Raw genomic sequence first — 16,179 nt, forward strand, 5'->3', positions numbered from 1 at the left:
ATTGCTTCAACGTCACCAGCTTGTTAAAATAGTTTGTGTAATCTAAATTTTCTGAATTTTGTTAGTGTAATTTTCTGAATTTTGTTAGTGTAATTTTCTTTTATTACTTGTGAGGGAATGGACAAGATTAGTAACGAAAAATAATGAGGGGGTTTATGATGACGATGTTTATGACGGATATTTTACAACATTATGCTACACAGCAACCAGATGCTATTGCGACAATTTATGCACAACAAAAAGTAACGTATAGTGAGTTTTATAAGCATACAGAAAGATTTGCTGCGTATTTGCAACAACAGGGCTTTGAAAAAGACGATGTCATTGCATTATATACACTTAATTCTGATTTATTTTTAATTGCTTACATGGGTATTCAGTTAGCCGGTTTTGTTGTAATGCCTATTAATACGAAGTTAGCAGCACGGGAAGTAGACTTTATTGTCAAACACTCTGAAGCAAAAGGGCTTATTTATGATGAGCGCATAGCCGAAGTATTAGCAGATGTTAGCTATTCATTTCAACATATAATCGGTTTAAAGGAAATGAAAGAGGTTATCGAAAACTGTCAGGGACAAAGAACGATTACCCCATTACATGCGAATGATACGGCAGTTGTTATGTATACGTCCGGTACGACAGGCAAGCCGAAAGGTGTCATGCTAACGCATCAAAATATAGCATCGACGGCGGCTATTTGGTCAGCATCGATGACTATGACAGCTCAAGATAGGATGTTTATTTGTACGCCATTGTTTCATTGTGCGGGACTGCATGTATTTGCGATGCCGATGTTTTATAAAGGTGGAACCGTAATGATAGAGGAAAGCTTTTCACCTATAAATACATTAGAGCAACTTGCTAAAACGCAGGCGACAATATTCTTTGGTGTCCCTTCCATGTATACAATCCTATTAAATACACCTGCATTTAAGAATCATAGCTTTAACGATTTACGTCTATTATGTTATGGGGCGGCTCCGATGCCATATGAACTTGTCAAGCAAGTGAAAGAGGCATTACCAAATGTAAACGTGCAAAATTTATATGGACAAACTGAAAATTCACCAGCTGCTACATCACTGTTAGACGCTGATGCATTGACGAAAATCGGTTCAGTCGGCAAACCGTTAGCACAGACAGAAGTTCGTGTAGTTGATAGTTTGGGAGAAACTGTACCAGCAGGCGAGGTTGGTGAAATTTGCGTGAGAGGGCCACAGGTGATGAAAGGGTATTTACGCAATGAGGAAGAAACGGCTCGAACAATTCGAGATGGCTGGCTCTATTCAGGTGATTTAGGAAGGTTCGATGAAGAAGGTTACTTATATATAGTGGATCGCAAAAAAGATATGATTATTCGTGGTGGGGAAAATATTTATCCAATTGAAATTGAAGAAGTTTTATATCAACTGCCAGAAATTTTAGAAGCAGCAGTTGTCGGATTACCACATGAAGTATACGGGGAAGTACCAAAAGCCTTTGTTGTATTAAAGGAAGGAAAGGTGTTAGAGGAGGCTACGATTTTAGCCTATTGTCAAACACAGCTTGCCAAATATAAAGTACCTTTTGACATTGAATTTTTAGCGCAGCTACCGCGCAATGCATCTGGAAAGGTGTTAAAACACACACTACGACCTAAAATAGCAACTACTTAAAGTAGCAGTAAGTGCACTAGTTTTGTCTAATCATTGAAAAGTAGCAGGATAAAATATGAACACCTACTAAATTAGCGTATAATGAGACTACGACAAATAGTAAAAATAGTATAGAAGATTGACTAATTCTTCGAAAGATAGGAGCGGAATTTGTCTTGTGGAGGGATTATAAACGTCTTTTAATCGTAGGGATTATGATTATCATGCTACTTTCTGGTTGTAATCAATTTACAAAGCAGAGTCGACCTAAAAATGAATTAACAGTTTTGACGGTAGAATTTAATAGTGGTGCACCGATTCCTAATTTATATATAAAACTGACAGATGTGGAGTCTGGTAAGAAAATCGAAGAAGCGATGGGCTCTGATGAGGGAGAAGCTACTTTTACAAACCTTGTAGAAGGTAGGGAATATACGATTACTGCAACAACGCTCAATAACGTAGGTGACAATGATGGCTATACGACAATCGAAAAATTCACGTATGACGTGACCAAGCCCTATTACCGATTGCCAGCACATTCATCTAGAGCAGAACAGGAGCTAGCAGTTCCAGTCATTATGCAAAAGCCAGAACTTCCCCAAGGTTGTGAAATTACCTCACTAACAGCTGTTTTAAATTATTATGGTATGGATGTGACCAAGCTTGAAATGGCTGATACCTATTTGCCTAAACAGAATATTTATACAGCAGGTGGTCAGCGATATGGGCCGAATCCAGCTGTTGCCTACGCAGGAAATCCGCGTGATAAGGCCAATGGTATGTATGTCTTTGCTGCACCAATTGTGAAAGCGGCAGAAGCGGCGATTGCAGATAAGCAATCCAACTTGCGGGTAACGAATATGAGTGGTGCATCACAAAGTGATATTTTAGAGCTTGTTGAGGAGGGGGTACCGGTTGTTGTATGGGTAACGCTTGATTTATCGACACCTAAAACAACTGGCAATAAAGGATGGGTTTATGAAGGAGAAACGTTGAAACGTGATGCGTACATAAATTTACATGCTGTCGTATTAACCGGTTATTCAAATAAACAAGTTGTCGTAATGGATCCATTGCAGGGCAATGTTTCATACAATGTAGATGAATTTTTTAAGAGCTATCAGGAGCTAAATATGCAAGCGGTAGCGGTTCATAAATAATGTTTTGAGGAGTGCTATAGAGCGCAGCTTGGATTGCACAAAAGTATGTTACACTAATAAATAAAAAGCTAAAGTGAGTTGAGTAGCATGGCCATTGAGCACACTTTTTTACCAGTTTTATTAGGCGATGAAATGAATGCTTACGGCATGGCACGAGCATTTTACGAGTCCTATGGCGTTAAACCACTTGCATTAAATCATACGAATATGGAAAAAATTCACCAAAGTGATTTATTAACTTTTCGTGAAGTACCAAGATTACATATTGAAGAGCGCTTTGTTGTTGCTTTACAAGCCATTGCAGAAGAATTTTCCGAAAAGAAGTTATTGCTTTTAGCCTGTGATGAGTTTTACGTAAAGAAAATCGTGCAGCATAAAGAGGAGCTATGTGATGATTATGTAATTCCCTATGTCGATGCACCGCTTGCCAATCAATTATTAACACGAGAAAGCATGTATCAGTTGTGCGAACAGTATGGTTTCCATTATCCTGATATGCATGTATGTACGGTAAATGATTACGAGGAATTGAAGACACTTGACTATCCAGTTGTCATTAAGCCAATGAATATGACGAAATACGCAAGTTGTATTTTCCCTGGTAAGAAAAAGGTATATATTGCACAAAATGAAGAAGAAAAAGATGCTATTTTCCAAGCAATCTATAAGGAGTCAGCATATCGCGATGACTTAATGGTTCAGCAATATATTCCAGGCGAAGATGCTAATATGCGTGTTGTGAATGCTTATGTTGGACAAGATCACAAAGTCAAGCTACTATCTGTAGGGAACCCCATTTTAGAAGAGCATTCACCGGATGGTATTGGGCGTTATGTCGCCATTATGACCACTTACGACAAAGAACTAATGGAGTGTGTGAAAACATTTCTAGAGGCGCTAAAATTTCAAGGCTTTGCTACATTCGATATGAAATTTGATGAACGAGATGGGTTGTACAAATTGTTAAGTATAGAATTACATAATGAACTATCGAATTATTATGTGACAGCAAGCGGCTATAATTTAATGCAGTATGTAGCGGATGATTTTATTCGAGGGAGTAAACAACAGCTTACATATGTGCAGAACAAGCACCTCTGGACGATTGTGCCAAATGGTATATTATTTAAATACGTATTAAATGAAAAGCTTGTGATGGAAGCAAAGAGTTTAATTCGCCAAGGTTTAGCAACGGATTCTATTTTTAATTATAAAGATATGAATGCGAAACGTTGGTTAAATGTAACGCTTGAAAACTTAAGCTTTTATCGCAAATATAAGAAATATTTTAACAACAAAGGTCTGTCTAACTCATGAAAAAACAAACTCTAGGTATAATTGGTGGCGTTGGTCCACTTGCAACAATGTTTATTGGCGAAATGATTGTAAGACGTACAAAGGCAACAAAAGATCAGGAGCATGTCCATACTATTATTGACAATGATACAAATATTCCAGATCGCACGGCCTTTATTTTGGATAATACAAAGGAAAACCCTGTTCCAGTATTAGTTGAGGACGCAAAAAAACTAGCTTCTGTCGGAGCGAATTTAATTGCGATTCCGTGTAATACGGCGCATACCTTTTATGATGAATTAGCGCAAGGCTCTCCAGTTCCTGTGTTGCATATGATTCGTGAAACGGCGAAACGTGCGCATGATTTAGGGGCAAAGCGCGTTGGTATTTTAGCGACAACCGGTACGTTAACTTCAGGTATGTATCAAAGCGCTTTAGAGGAATATGGTATTACACCAGTTATACCAGATAATCCTATGAAAGAAAAAGTGATGTCAATCATTTACGATTATGTGAAAGCTGGCAAAGATGTAACAAAAGAAGATTGGCTGCCTATCGAAGAGGCAATGTTGGCTTTAAATTGTGATCGTATCGTACTAGGATGTACAGAGTTATCTATCGTCAATCGAGATTTAAAATTATGTGATAAATATATAGATTCATTAATCGTTTTAGCGGAATGTGCTATTGTAGCATGTGGTTATGAATTAGTGGATTAACATGTGGCTCACCTGTTGAAAAAGGGTGAGCCTTTTCCATACAGGTGTTACATAAAAATAACGCGAACAATCTATTTAGCAGGAAAATGCTTGTGCACAGTTAGTGTGTTAAACTAGTGTCAAGCAGGATAATAAGGTGGGAATTAACATGTCAGTAATTAATTTATTAAAAGAAGAATTGCAAGCAAAATGGAACTTTGAAGAAGCGATGAAAATTCAAGAAGAAATGATTCCAGCAATGCTTGAAGGCAAAGATATTGTAGCAGAATCACCGACAGGCTCAGGTAAGACATTGGCCTATGTGTTGCCATTACTAAATAAAGTAAATGGGGCGAAAAAGCAAACACAAGGACTGATTGTTGCGCCGTCTCAAGAATTAGCAATGCAAATTGTCGAGGTTATCCGTGAATGGATTGTAGGTACTGATATTACAGTACAACAACTAATTGGTGGAGCAAACTCTGCAAGACAAATCGAGAAGTTAAAGAAGAAACCGACAATCGTAGTTGGTACACCCGGTCGCCTAAACGAATTAGTGCGTTCAGGGAAATTAAAGTTAAAAGAAATTGAAACAGTTATTTTAGATGAATGCGATCAGCTATTGAGCCGCGAGTATCGCGTTGTCGTAAAATCTTTTATCGAAGGTGCTGCTTACGGGCGCCAAGTAGTTGTGGTTTCTGCGACAATTACGGAGGAAATTGAATTAGTCGCTAGCCGCATGATGTTTGAACCTTTACGTTTCAAAATTAAACCTGAAGATATGGTGAAGGTTGGCAAAGTTGTCCATTCATTTGTGAAAGTAGAAGAACGTGATAAAACAGACTTATTACGTAGAATGGCGCATACAGAAGGGTTACGTGCGCTTGCTTTCGTCAATAATATCGATCAATTATTAATGAAAGAAACGAAGTTACAATATCGTTCAGCGCCAATTGTTACTTTACATTCTGACATGAAAAAAGAAGAGCGTAAAAAAGCATTAGATGCATTTCGTAAAGGTGAAGCGCGTATTTTAATCGCCACTGATATAGCTGCACGTGGTTTAGATATTGCCGGTTTAACACATGTTATTCATGTCGATGTACCACGTACAATTGAACAGTATTTGCATCGTTCAGGCCGTACTGGTCGAGCGGGAGCAGATGGTGAAGTCCTTACGTTGTTATCATACAACGATGAAAAAACATATAAAAAGTGGACGCGTGAAGTTCCTGGCAAACCTGTGCAAAAAATATGGCACGATGGCAAGCTAGTAGAAGGTAATTCAAAAACAATTGGACAAAAGCGAGGGAAATAATATGACATTTGAAGAAAAATTACAAGCATATGCCGAACTTGCGGTGAAGGTTGGTGTTAATATTCAACCTGGGCAATACTTATTAGTTAATACTTCGGTGGAAGCAATAGACTTTGCGCGTTTAGTAGTGAAAGAGGCATACAAGGCTGGAGCTGGTCGTGTTCATGTGAATTTTTCAGATGATGAAATGGATCGCGCTTATTTCGAGCATGCGTCTGATGAAGAATTTAATCGTTTCCCCGAATGGGTTGTTAAAATGCGTGATGAGTTAATCGAACGCAAAGGGGCATTATTATGGATTGATGCTGCAGATCCAGACAAATTAACGGGTATTTCAGCTGAGCGATTAGCCACACACCAAAAAGTATCAGGTGCTGCATTGAAAAACTATCGCAATGCCGTGATGAAAGATTTAATCGCTTGGTCGATTGTAGCTGTACCATCAGCCAAATGGGCAGGAAAAGTATTCCCGAGTTTAGACGTGGAAAAACAAGTACCAGCGCTATGGGAAGCAATCTTTAAAACGGTGCATATTGGTGAAGGCAATGCGGTTGAAAACTGGCGTACACATGTTGCAAACTTAGAATCACGAGCTGCATTATTAAATAATAAAAAATATGCAAAACTACATTATACTGCACCAGGCACAGATTTAACGATTGCTTTAGCACCACAGCATAAATGGTTAACGGGTGGGAGCAGAACACCTGAAGGTACTGTATTTATCGCTAATATGCCGACGGAAGAAGTGTATACCTTACCAATGAAACAAGGTGTCGAGGGGTATGTAAGCAATACCAAGCCATTAGTATACCAAGGCAATATTATTGATGGCTTTAAGCTTACCTTTGAAGAAGGAAAAATTATTGATGCACAAGCGCAAGTTGGGCATGATTTATTGCAAGAGTTAATCGCTGTCGATGAAGGATCTTGTTATTTAGGAGAAGTTGCACTTGTCCCACATGAATCCCCAATTTCAGCTTCAGAGATCTTATATTTTAATACATTATTTGATGAAAATGCATCCAACCATTTTGCGATTGGTGAAGCGTATCCAACTTGTTTAGAAGGTGGAAGAGATTTAGAAAATGGTCAACTTGAAGCATTAGGTGCCAATATTTCAGTAACACATGAGGACTTTATGATTGGTAGCGGCGACATGGATATTGACGGTATTTTACCAGATGGCACTGTGGAGCCAATTTTCCGTAAAGGTAGCTGGGCTTTTTAATAGATTAACGACATTTATTGTGAGGTGAGCAGATGAAACGACTAATAAGCCTAGTAAGTATAACTGTACTTTCGTTAACACTTGGTGTTTCATCTGCCTTTGCACGTGGTGAAAATTATGTAGCACTTGGAGATTCCTTAGCGGCTGGTCAAACACCGTATCAGGAAATTGATGCAGGTTATAGCGATTTGGTTGCGATGCGATTAGGAATGATTGGGCAATTGAATCACTATACAAAGCAGCTCGCTTTTCCTGGTTTCACAACGGCAGATGTTTTAGAGCGTGTTCAGTCTGAAGAAGCAAGCGCGCTACTAGCCAATGCAACGCTAATTACTATTTCCGCAGGTGCCAATGATTTACTACGTCTTGTGCAGGTTAACCCATCAGCTGGTACGTTAACATTTTCACAGCTTCAAGTAGATTTTGCGTTAAATAGTGCGCGAAAAAATATGGCGGATTTATTAGCTGAGTTGAAATTACGTGCACCCAATGCAAAAGTCTATGTCATGGGCTATTATTTTGCCTATCCCACTGTACATGCAACACAAAAAGAGGGAACGAATGCACAACTCTTAAAGTTAAATACGATTTTAGAACAACAAGCTGAGCAGGCAGGGATGACTTATGTTAATGTCTACGATGCTTTTGGCTTGCAAGCTACTCACTACTTGCCAAATATAGCAGATGTCCACCCTAATTTTGAAGGATATCGTCAAATGGCAAATGCCTTTTTAAAATCGTATAGCGGTAGTGATGGCTTAGCTATTTCTACTACAGAGTTGCCTAAGCCGAACCCCATGACATTTCAGGAAATAATGGAGAAACAAGCAGAGTCCAACGAAAAACCTGTAGTGGAACAACAAGAGAAAGTCGCAACCGTCAGAAGCATCCAAGGTTTTATTGGCTATGCTACTTTTATAGAAAAGGTCAAAGCCAATCAATCCATACAGCCACAACGAATTTAAGTGGAAAAACACCAAGAACAAAAGTATGCTAAGTACATAAATTGCCACCTATTAGGAGCAATTTAAATAACTTAGCATACTTTTTTAGTGCCACTGTTTGTGTGCCTTGTGCGGGTGCCAGTCACCCAAACGATTCTGAATTTAACGGGTGTCTGGCACCGAAACAATTCTGAATTTAACGAGTGCCAGTCACCCAAAAAGGAATATAGTTGCATGCATGATAAAATAAAAGAAAAGCAAAACAAAACAGGAGGTGCATAGACAATGAAAATATTCCATACAGCCGATTGGCATTTAGGAAAACTTGTACAAGGTATCTATATGACCGAGGATCAGCGTTATATTTTACAGCAATTTTTGCAAGCGATTGAAGAAGAACAACCTGATGCAATTATTGTAGCAGGCGATTTATATGATCGTTCAATGCCACCTGTAGAGGCCGTTAACTTATTAAACGATGTTTTCGCAGAAATTGTACTTGAAAAGAAAATTCCGGTGTTAGCAGTTGCCGGAAATCATGACAGTGCAGGACGATTAAATTTTGGTAGTCGTCTTATGAGAGATAGTGGGTTACATATCGTAGGGCAATTCACAAAAGAACATTCACCAATCGTACTAACAGATGAATTCGGTGAGGTGCATTTCCACCTAGTGCCATATGCAGAACCTGCCTCCGTACGCACTATTTTAGAAGATGATACGATTCAGTCACATCAAGATGCCATGCAAAAAATCATCGCCCATATTCAACAAACGATGGATACAACAAAGCGGCATATTTTTATTGGACATGCTTTTGTGACGAAATATGGCTTTGAAGAAGATAATACAAGTGATTCGGAACGACCGCTATCCATCGGTGGGTCAGATTGCGTGGACGCTGCCTTATTTGAACATTTCAACTATACGGCACTCGGTCATTTGCATAAAGCCCACTTTGTACTGAATAACACAATCCGTTATGCAGGTTCACCGTTGAAATATTCGTTGTCGGAACATTTGCAGGAGAAAGGCTTTTTAATTGTAGAGCTAGATGCTAATGGACATGTAGAGGTTAACAAACGTAAGCTTGTGCCAAGACGTGATCTACGAGTGGTGGAAGGCTTTATGGATGATTTATTACAACTACCACCATGTGATGATTATGTCTTTGTACGATTAACAGACACGACACCTGTAGCTTCACCGATGGAGCGAATCCGTACTGTTTTTCCACATGCAATGCATATTGAACGTAAAGCATCACGAATACAAGTAGCCCAAGAAATACAAGCTGTTGAAACGGAAAAAGTAGAGGATATTGACTTGTTTCGTGGATTTTATGCAGATGTTTTGGGCGATCAACCTGATCCAGAAACCGAGCGTTTGTTTTTAGAGATGCTACAAGAATTATTAGATGAGGAACGGGAGGCAGTGCGATGAAACCACTCAAGTTAACGATTACTGCTTTCGGTCCATATAAACATACAGAAGTGATTGATTTCCAACAGCTTGGAGAGTACCGTTTATTTGCTATTTCAGGCAAAACAGGCGCTGGGAAAACGACGATTTTTGATGCGATTTGTTATGCGTTGTATGGTGCAGGAAGTGGTGAAGATCGTCAGGATACAGCTATGCTTCGGAGTGGCTTTGCTGCGGATGATGTTTACACCGCAGTAGAATTGGTATTTGAAATGCGCGGTAAAGTGTATCACATTTTACGCCAACCAGGTCATATTAAAGCAAAAAATAAAAGTGTCACTGGAAGAAAAGTTGAATTAGCAGAAATAAAGGATGGTAAATTTGACTTTAGTATAGTGGAGAAGCAGCAAACAAATGAAGTAGATAAAAAACTGCTTGAAATTATAGGGCTAACAAAAGATCAGTTTAGTCAAATTGTGATGTTGCCCCAGGGGGAATTTCGCAAATTATTAACTTCTGATTCCTCCAATAAAGAAGTTATTTTACGTAAAATTTTTAAAACAGATCGTTTTAATGCAATGACCAAAAAACTAGATATCAAAAGAAAAGAAGCCGAAAAGGATGTCGAGCGTGCCCAGCAATTGAAAGAACATTTACTTGGACAAATTGCAGGTGCATTACCACAACGGTCATCAACACTATTTACTTGTATAAGCAATAATACGGATAATATGCATCAACTAAAAAATGCCCTTGAAGAAGAGCAATTCTTTTATAATGCTAGTATCCAAACGGAACAGCTCCGCTATGAAGAAGCCTATGCGCATCATCAAAAGGAACAAGAATATTACAGTATGGCGAAAGCGCTGAACGAGCAGTTCGAACAACAGGAGCAACGACAAGCCCGTTTGCAAATGCTGTTACAACAACAACATTTATATACAGCGAAGGAACAGGAAATACAATTAGCTGAACAAGCGGAGCGTCTTCTTACTTTTGAACAACAGTGTGTAGAATTACGGACAGAGCAAAATCATAAGGAACAACTTTATCAGCAAGCGACAATAAATCATCAAAACGCTTTAGCACAACTAGCAATAGCCCAGCAATTATTTTCAGAGGAAGAAGCGAAAGAACCAGCGCGTCAGCAAATATTGCAACAAGAAATGCAGCTATTAGCGCTGTTACCAAAGTTTGAGGCATTTGAGCATAATCAGCAACAACTAGAAATAACGCAACAACTTGTTGATAATGCTAAACGTGCAGTAGCAGATAATCTAAACATTTTAGAAAAAGAGCAAACCCAACTTCAAGAGTTAACAACAACCATTGAGCAATATGAAAAACAAATGGAGCCCTATGCGGGTTATTTAGAACAACTTCCTAAGCTTAAAGAACAAGTCACATTATTAGCTCAATTGGAAAAATATGAGCAAGCGAGTGAGCTAGCTGAGCAAGCGTTTCAAAGGGCGCAACAGCTCTATCAAGAAAGTAATAAAGCGCAACAGACTAAGGAACAACAATGGATTACCAGTCAGGCAAGTATTTTAGCAGCCAAGTTAAAAGATGGCGATGCTTGTCCAGTTTGTGGCAGTACAACACACCAATTAACACATAGTGAGCCACTAGCAGTCGTGGATGAAGTGGAGCTGGAAACAATCCGCGCAACAGCTCATGCAAATGAGAGAAATTATTACGAAAAAGAAGCGACAGTCAAAACAACAAAGCAATTGCTTCAAGAGGTGGCTGAACAGGTAGAAGCTAGCCAAATATCATTAGCTGATCGAGTAGAACTTACAACTTCATTACAATTCATTGAGCAACAAGTTACTGTTTTAAAAATCGTTAACGATCAACTATCTATCGCACGGACTAAGCTAAAAGAGCAACTGGCAAGAAATGAACAATTACAACACAAACAAGTCCAATTAGAGCACTATTTTGCCGAGCAGTCGAAAGAATTAATTAAACAACAAGCAATTGTGGAAGAACAACAAAAGTACATTCCTGAACATGTAAAGTCATTGCAACAATTAAAGCAAACAATGGAAGATATAAAATCGCAAAAGAATGCATTACAAGCAGCATGGAACGCAAGTCAGCATAATCTACAAGCAACAAAAGAAGCGTCACATAAAGCAGCTATAGCAGAAGAACTGGCAAAAAAAGCCTATGAGGAATTGCAAAACAAACTGAATGAAAAACGAGAACAATTTGTCACAAGCATGAACAATGTAGGTTTTACAACATATGAAGCATATGCGGCGGCAAAGCGAAGTGTTGTACAAATCGAGGAATTACGTAAAGCGTGCCGTGATTACGCTTTACAACAGCACTCTTTACAGCAACAAATCTTAGATGGAGCACAACATCTTGAAGGAAAAGAGAAGCAAAATTTAACGATATTAGAAGACAAGCTTGAGATGCTGCGAGCTACATCTGAAGAAGCATTTAAAATATTGCAACAGACGAAAAATTATGCAACAGCATGTGCTGACTTTATTGTTAAAGTTGATGAAACGGCGAGGGAAATACGGATACTCGAAAAAGAAGCAGGCCGTGTAAAAGAACTTTACACCGTGTTGAATGGTCAAAATCCTAAAAAACTGTCATTTGAGCGTTATATTCAAATCAATTATTTAGATAAGATTACAGCAGCAGCCAATCTTCGTTTATTCCATTTATCAAATGGACAGTTTGAATTGCGGCGCTCTGATCGCTTGGAGAAGCATGCCAAGCAAAGTGGGTTAGGGTTAGATGTGTATGATGCTTATACGGACCAATTAAGAGATGTAAAAACATTATCTGGTGGGGAGAAGTTTAATGCATCATTAAGTCTTGCATTAGGTATGGCAGATGTTATTCAAAGCTTCCAAGGAAATATTCAGATTGAAACGATGTTTATCGACGAGGGCTTTGGTTCTTTAGATGAGGAAGCGTTAAATAAAGCAATTGATACGTTAATTGATTTACAAGATTCAGGAAGAATGATTGGTGTTATTTCACATGTAGCCGAGTTAAAAGCCGCAATGCCAGCCGTTTTACATGTTGAAAAAACGTTAAGTGGGCATAGTACAACACACTTTGAAGTAAAGTAGTGCCAGTCACCCAAACAATTCTAAATAAAACCCACTTGCACTGTGTGGTGTAAGTGGGTTTTGTGTGCCAGTCACTCAAACAATTAAAAGAAGTCAGTGCACCTATTTTCTGCGTGTTGATACGTAAGGTGTTGTCCCTTTTTTTGCAGCAACTACTTTTTTGACAATAGGAATGACAATAGGTGCAAATTTTATAGCGGTTTTCACTACTTTTGATACTTTCATGAATACGACATCTCCTTAGCACTAAATTTTAACGTATAACTCGTACAGCTTGCACAATATTCCAAATGACAATACCTAATGATACGAGTAAATAAATTGCAAATGAAGCAAACCAAATGATAATGAATGTATTCCCATTTGAAGAAGGATCAAACGTGTTCAATGACATTGAAGAAAATATAGAGATAGCAAAGAAAATGATACCCAAGACTAATGGAATCAAGTGAGAAATAAGTGCTCGAATGGAATGTCTTTTGACTTCACTATCTTTTGAAACAAAGTAAACGACTAATGGAACGACAAATGGTGCAATAAAAACACTGAGATAACTAAACGCAGATAAAACTTTTTGATTCTCCATAATTGTTCCTCCCTTTTTAATATTTACGCATAGAAAGCGTAAAAGTTTCAAAAAAATAATTGAGGAAAAGGTTGTAATACCAAAGGTGTTTGCGTACAATGAGGGTGTTCAATAAAAATGAGATGTAACGACCACAAGGGGAGCTGATGATGTCAGCTGAGACTGGGCACGTAATGCCTTTACTCTTTGAACCTGTAAGTTAACACTTGCGTAGGGATGTGGATAGAAACCGACACTTTTACGATGTGAGGCTCTGTCCTGGCATCGTTTTTTTATGCCGGATTGAGGTGCACATCCAAATAATTGTTTTCTATTCCTGCTCTTGTATCCTACATCGGAACAAAGGAGAGAATAATAGTATGGACAAAAAAAGATTACTCATGCTGGTGGAGATTGCAATTTTTGCAGCGGTAGGGCTTGTGCTCGATCAAGTTTCTTTTAAAGTATGGGCACAAGGTGGCTCGGTAAGCTTAGTCATGATACCAATTATTTTAATGGCATTTCGTTGGGGGCTTTTGTCAGGGCTCACAACAGGTCTATTAATTGGTGTGTTACAAACAATGTTTGGTGCTTATATTGTGCATTGGCTTCAAGGATTACTAGATTATGGGGTAGCCTTTACTGTAGTAGGTTTAGCGGCAATCGTTCGTGAACCTGTATTAAAAGCCGCAACAGCACTCAACAAAAAGAAAATGGCTCTGTACATAGTGATGGGAACAGTGTTAGCTGGTTTTTTACGCTATCTTGCACACACGATTGCAGGTGCAGTATTCTTTGCGGAGTATGCGGGCGATCAAAATGCATGGATTTATTCAATTATTTATAATGGAACATATATGCTACCAGCAACTATTTTAACAGCGATTGTCGGTGTTCTATTATTTACAGCAGCGCCACAATTAATGCAACGAAAATTATAAATGAATGGAAATAGTATGCTAAGAATCACTTAGTATACTATTTTTTTTATATCGAGAACAATCAGTTTAAATGAACTGTAGAGAAAGGCTGTTTTAATGTCTAAAGACTTTTAAAATCGTCTGTTTTTTCTATGAGTAGCACTTATGAAATTCTATTGGCATAGAATAATTAAAGCTTTTGGCGTTATGCACATAAAAAGTTATGTTATATTAAAGAGTAGATATTAGATGAAAGGGACGTTAAAAATGATTGTAAAAACCCAAGAAGAAATTGAAGCCTTTAAAAAAATTGGTCGCATTTGTGCGGAAATTCGTGAGGCGATGAAAGCAGCTACAAAGCCTGGTGTGACAACACTTGAATTAGATGAAATTGCAGGACGCATGTTTGCTGAAGCAGGAGCTATTTCAGGTCCTAAGGGAGAGTATGATTTCCCAGGTTACACTTGTATTAGTGTCAATGAAGAAGTTGCCCATGGTATTCCAGGACAACGTATTATTAAAGAGGGAGATATTGTTAATATTGATGTATCTGGCTCTTTAAATGGTTACTTTGCAGATACAGGTATTTCTTTTGTAGTAGGGGAAGGTTATGAGGATAAAGAAAAACTTTGCCGCGTAGCAAAAAGCGCTTTTGATCGTGCAATGACAAAAGTAAAAGCTGGTTCGAAATTAAACCAAATTGGGAAAGCGGTAGAGCGTGAGGCTTATGCCAATGACTTAACAGTTATTATGAACTTAACGGGTCATGGATTAGGTCGTTCATTGCATGATGAACCAAACCACATTTTAAACTATTACGATGCGTGGGATTCAACAATTATGAAAGAAGGCATGGTGTTAGCTGTAGAGCCATTTATTTCAGCAAAAGCAGAGCATATCGTTGAAGCTGGTGATGGCTGGACATTTATCACGCCTGATAAATCTTTAGTTGCCCAAATTGAGCATTCGATTATTGTAACAAAAGACAAACCAATCATTTTAACTTCATTAGATGAGCAATAAGACGAAATAAAAAACCTGCTTACCGATTTATTTTTGGTAAGCAGGTTTTTTTTTGACGAATAGAATACCAACAACAAGTACCCCACATAAAAATAAGGCTGCTGTCGTCACAAGCAACTCGTCAAGATGATTATGAAATGCAATGCCAACGAATGCCCAAATGAAAACGCTAGGATAGACAATATCAAAATGATGATAACGTATATGTAAGGCAATCACGACACCAATTGTCAGTAAAATAACTGCCCAAAGTGGATTGCTAAGACCAAAGCCATTCCATTCATAAGAAGTTAACGTAAAACTCGTATTTGTCATCAATAAAAATGTAGACCAAGCAAAGTAAAGTGAAATCGGTAGGCGGCCAGATAATGCATTATTGGAATGTGAGTACGTATTGTAAAGGAAAAATAAGTATAGTACTAACATTACTGTACAGATGAAAAATACTATGAATAATTCATAATGCCAAAATAAAATAGAAATCGCTTGTAAAATACATACATTGCTAAAGAGAACAGTCTGTTTTATAGTTGTCTTTTTAAAATTCATAACTAACCAATAAGCGAGCAAAATGTAAATGACTATCCATATCATATAACTAATATTAATAGGTGCAAACATTACGGGAAAACGATTTGAGATTTCTAACGAAGATTGACCATTTATTTTTATAAAATAGGATGAAAAGGTTAGGATGAGTGAGACAATATACGTTATTGTCATTAAAATAAACTTAGGCAAGGTTTCCTCTCCCTTCGTGTTAAATTGTATAGGGAAAAGACAAATAAGTATAGGACTGTCACAGAATATCTATTTTATTATAGCGGAAAATCCTTACAATGTATCAAGTGAATTTGTTGAAATTAT

14 protein-coding genes and 1 riboswitch are annotated in these 16,179 nt (G+C 38.0%); of the genes, 11 read left to right on the forward strand and 3 right to left on the reverse strand.

What is annotated here, in order from left to right:
- Positions 1–158: 158 nt before the first annotated feature.
- The 9 genes from FC748_RS18830 to FC748_RS18870 all read left to right on the forward strand — a co-directional run bounded on the left by FC748_RS18830 (position 159) and on the right by FC748_RS18870 (position 12,804).
- Positions 159–1,655: a class I adenylate-forming enzyme family protein gene (locus FC748_RS18830; protein WP_081769928.1), complete on the forward strand. Its 1,497-nt coding sequence runs from the start codon at positions 159–161 to the stop codon at positions 1,653–1,655.
- 155 nt (positions 1,656–1,810) lie between these two features.
- Positions 1,811–2,797 (forward strand): C39 family peptidase, encoded by a 987-nt coding sequence (locus FC748_RS18835; protein WP_036205547.1) that lies wholly within the window; start codon positions 1,811–1,813, stop codon positions 2,795–2,797.
- An 87-nt stretch (positions 2,798–2,884) separates the two neighbouring features.
- On the forward strand, positions 2,885–4,114 hold the full coding sequence (locus tag FC748_RS18840; protein ID WP_024364513.1) for a carboxylate--amine ligase: 1,230 nt from the start codon (positions 2,885–2,887) through the stop codon (positions 4,112–4,114).
- Positions 4,111–4,812: a cysteate racemase gene (gene cuyB, locus FC748_RS18845; RefSeq protein ID WP_025220626.1), complete on the forward strand. Its 702-nt coding sequence runs from the start codon at positions 4,111–4,113 to the stop codon at positions 4,810–4,812. The genes FC748_RS18840 and cuyB overlap by 4 nt, the downstream gene beginning before the upstream one ends.
- A 148-nt stretch (positions 4,813–4,960) precedes the next feature.
- Complete coding sequence (locus FC748_RS18850; RefSeq protein WP_108031122.1) at positions 4,961–6,109, forward strand: DEAD/DEAH box helicase; 1,149 nt, start codon at positions 4,961–4,963, stop codon at positions 6,107–6,109.
- Between the two features lies 1 nt (position 6,110).
- Positions 6,111–7,340, forward strand: a complete 1,230-nt coding sequence (locus FC748_RS18855) for an aminopeptidase (protein WP_108031121.1) — start codon at positions 6,111–6,113, stop codon at positions 7,338–7,340.
- Between the two features lie 32 nt (positions 7,341–7,372).
- Positions 7,373–8,305, forward strand: coding sequence for an SGNH/GDSL hydrolase family protein (locus FC748_RS18860; RefSeq protein WP_108031120.1), 933 nt, complete (start codon positions 7,373–7,375; stop codon positions 8,303–8,305).
- A 264-nt stretch (positions 8,306–8,569) separates the two neighbouring features.
- Complete coding sequence (locus FC748_RS18865; protein WP_108031119.1) at positions 8,570–9,727, forward strand: exonuclease SbcCD subunit D; 1,158 nt, start codon at positions 8,570–8,572, stop codon at positions 9,725–9,727.
- The gene (locus FC748_RS18870; RefSeq protein ID WP_108031118.1) at positions 9,724–12,804 is read left to right on the forward strand and encodes an AAA family ATPase; all 3,081 of its coding nucleotides are present in this window, start codon (positions 9,724–9,726) and stop codon (positions 12,802–12,804) included. The genes FC748_RS18865 and FC748_RS18870 overlap by 4 nt, the downstream gene beginning before the upstream one ends.
- Positions 12,805–12,906: 102 nt before the next feature.
- On the opposite strand, the gene FC748_RS22495 is transcribed toward FC748_RS18870, so the two are convergent.
- Entirely contained in the window at positions 12,907–13,029 is a 123-nt protein-coding gene (locus tag FC748_RS22495; RefSeq protein WP_255313776.1) for a small protein YxzF, read from the reverse strand.
- A 28-nt stretch (positions 13,030–13,057) separates the two neighbouring features.
- Positions 13,058–13,390 (reverse strand): magnetosome magnetite crystal formation protein family, encoded by a 333-nt coding sequence (locus FC748_RS18875; RefSeq protein ID WP_029747430.1) that lies wholly within the window; start codon positions 13,388–13,390, stop codon positions 13,058–13,060.
- A 126-nt stretch (positions 13,391–13,516) separates the two neighbouring features.
- Positions 13,517–13,624, forward strand: a riboswitch (TPP riboswitch).
- A gap of 125 nt (positions 13,625–13,749) precedes the next feature.
- Here FC748_RS18875 and thiT point away from each other — a divergent pair.
- Positions 13,750–14,310 (forward strand): energy-coupled thiamine transporter ThiT, encoded by a 561-nt coding sequence (gene thiT / locus FC748_RS18880; protein WP_024364521.1) that lies wholly within the window; start codon positions 13,750–13,752, stop codon positions 14,308–14,310.
- Between the two features lie 246 nt (positions 14,311–14,556).
- Positions 14,557–15,312: a type I methionyl aminopeptidase gene (map, locus tag FC748_RS18885; protein ID WP_024364522.1), complete on the forward strand. Its 756-nt coding sequence runs from the start codon at positions 14,557–14,559 to the stop codon at positions 15,310–15,312.
- A gap of 27 nt (positions 15,313–15,339) precedes the next feature.
- On the opposite strand, the gene FC748_RS18890 is transcribed toward map, so the two are convergent.
- Complete coding sequence (locus tag FC748_RS18890; RefSeq protein ID WP_024364523.1) at positions 15,340–16,053, reverse strand: TspO-related membrane protein; 714 nt, start codon at positions 16,051–16,053, stop codon at positions 15,340–15,342.
- Positions 16,054–16,179: the final 126 nt, after the last annotated feature.

The sequence above is a fragment of the Lysinibacillus sphaericus genome (assembly GCF_005217585.1).
Classification (GTDB): Bacteria; Bacillota; Bacilli; order Bacillales_A; family Planococcaceae; genus Lysinibacillus; species Lysinibacillus sphaericus.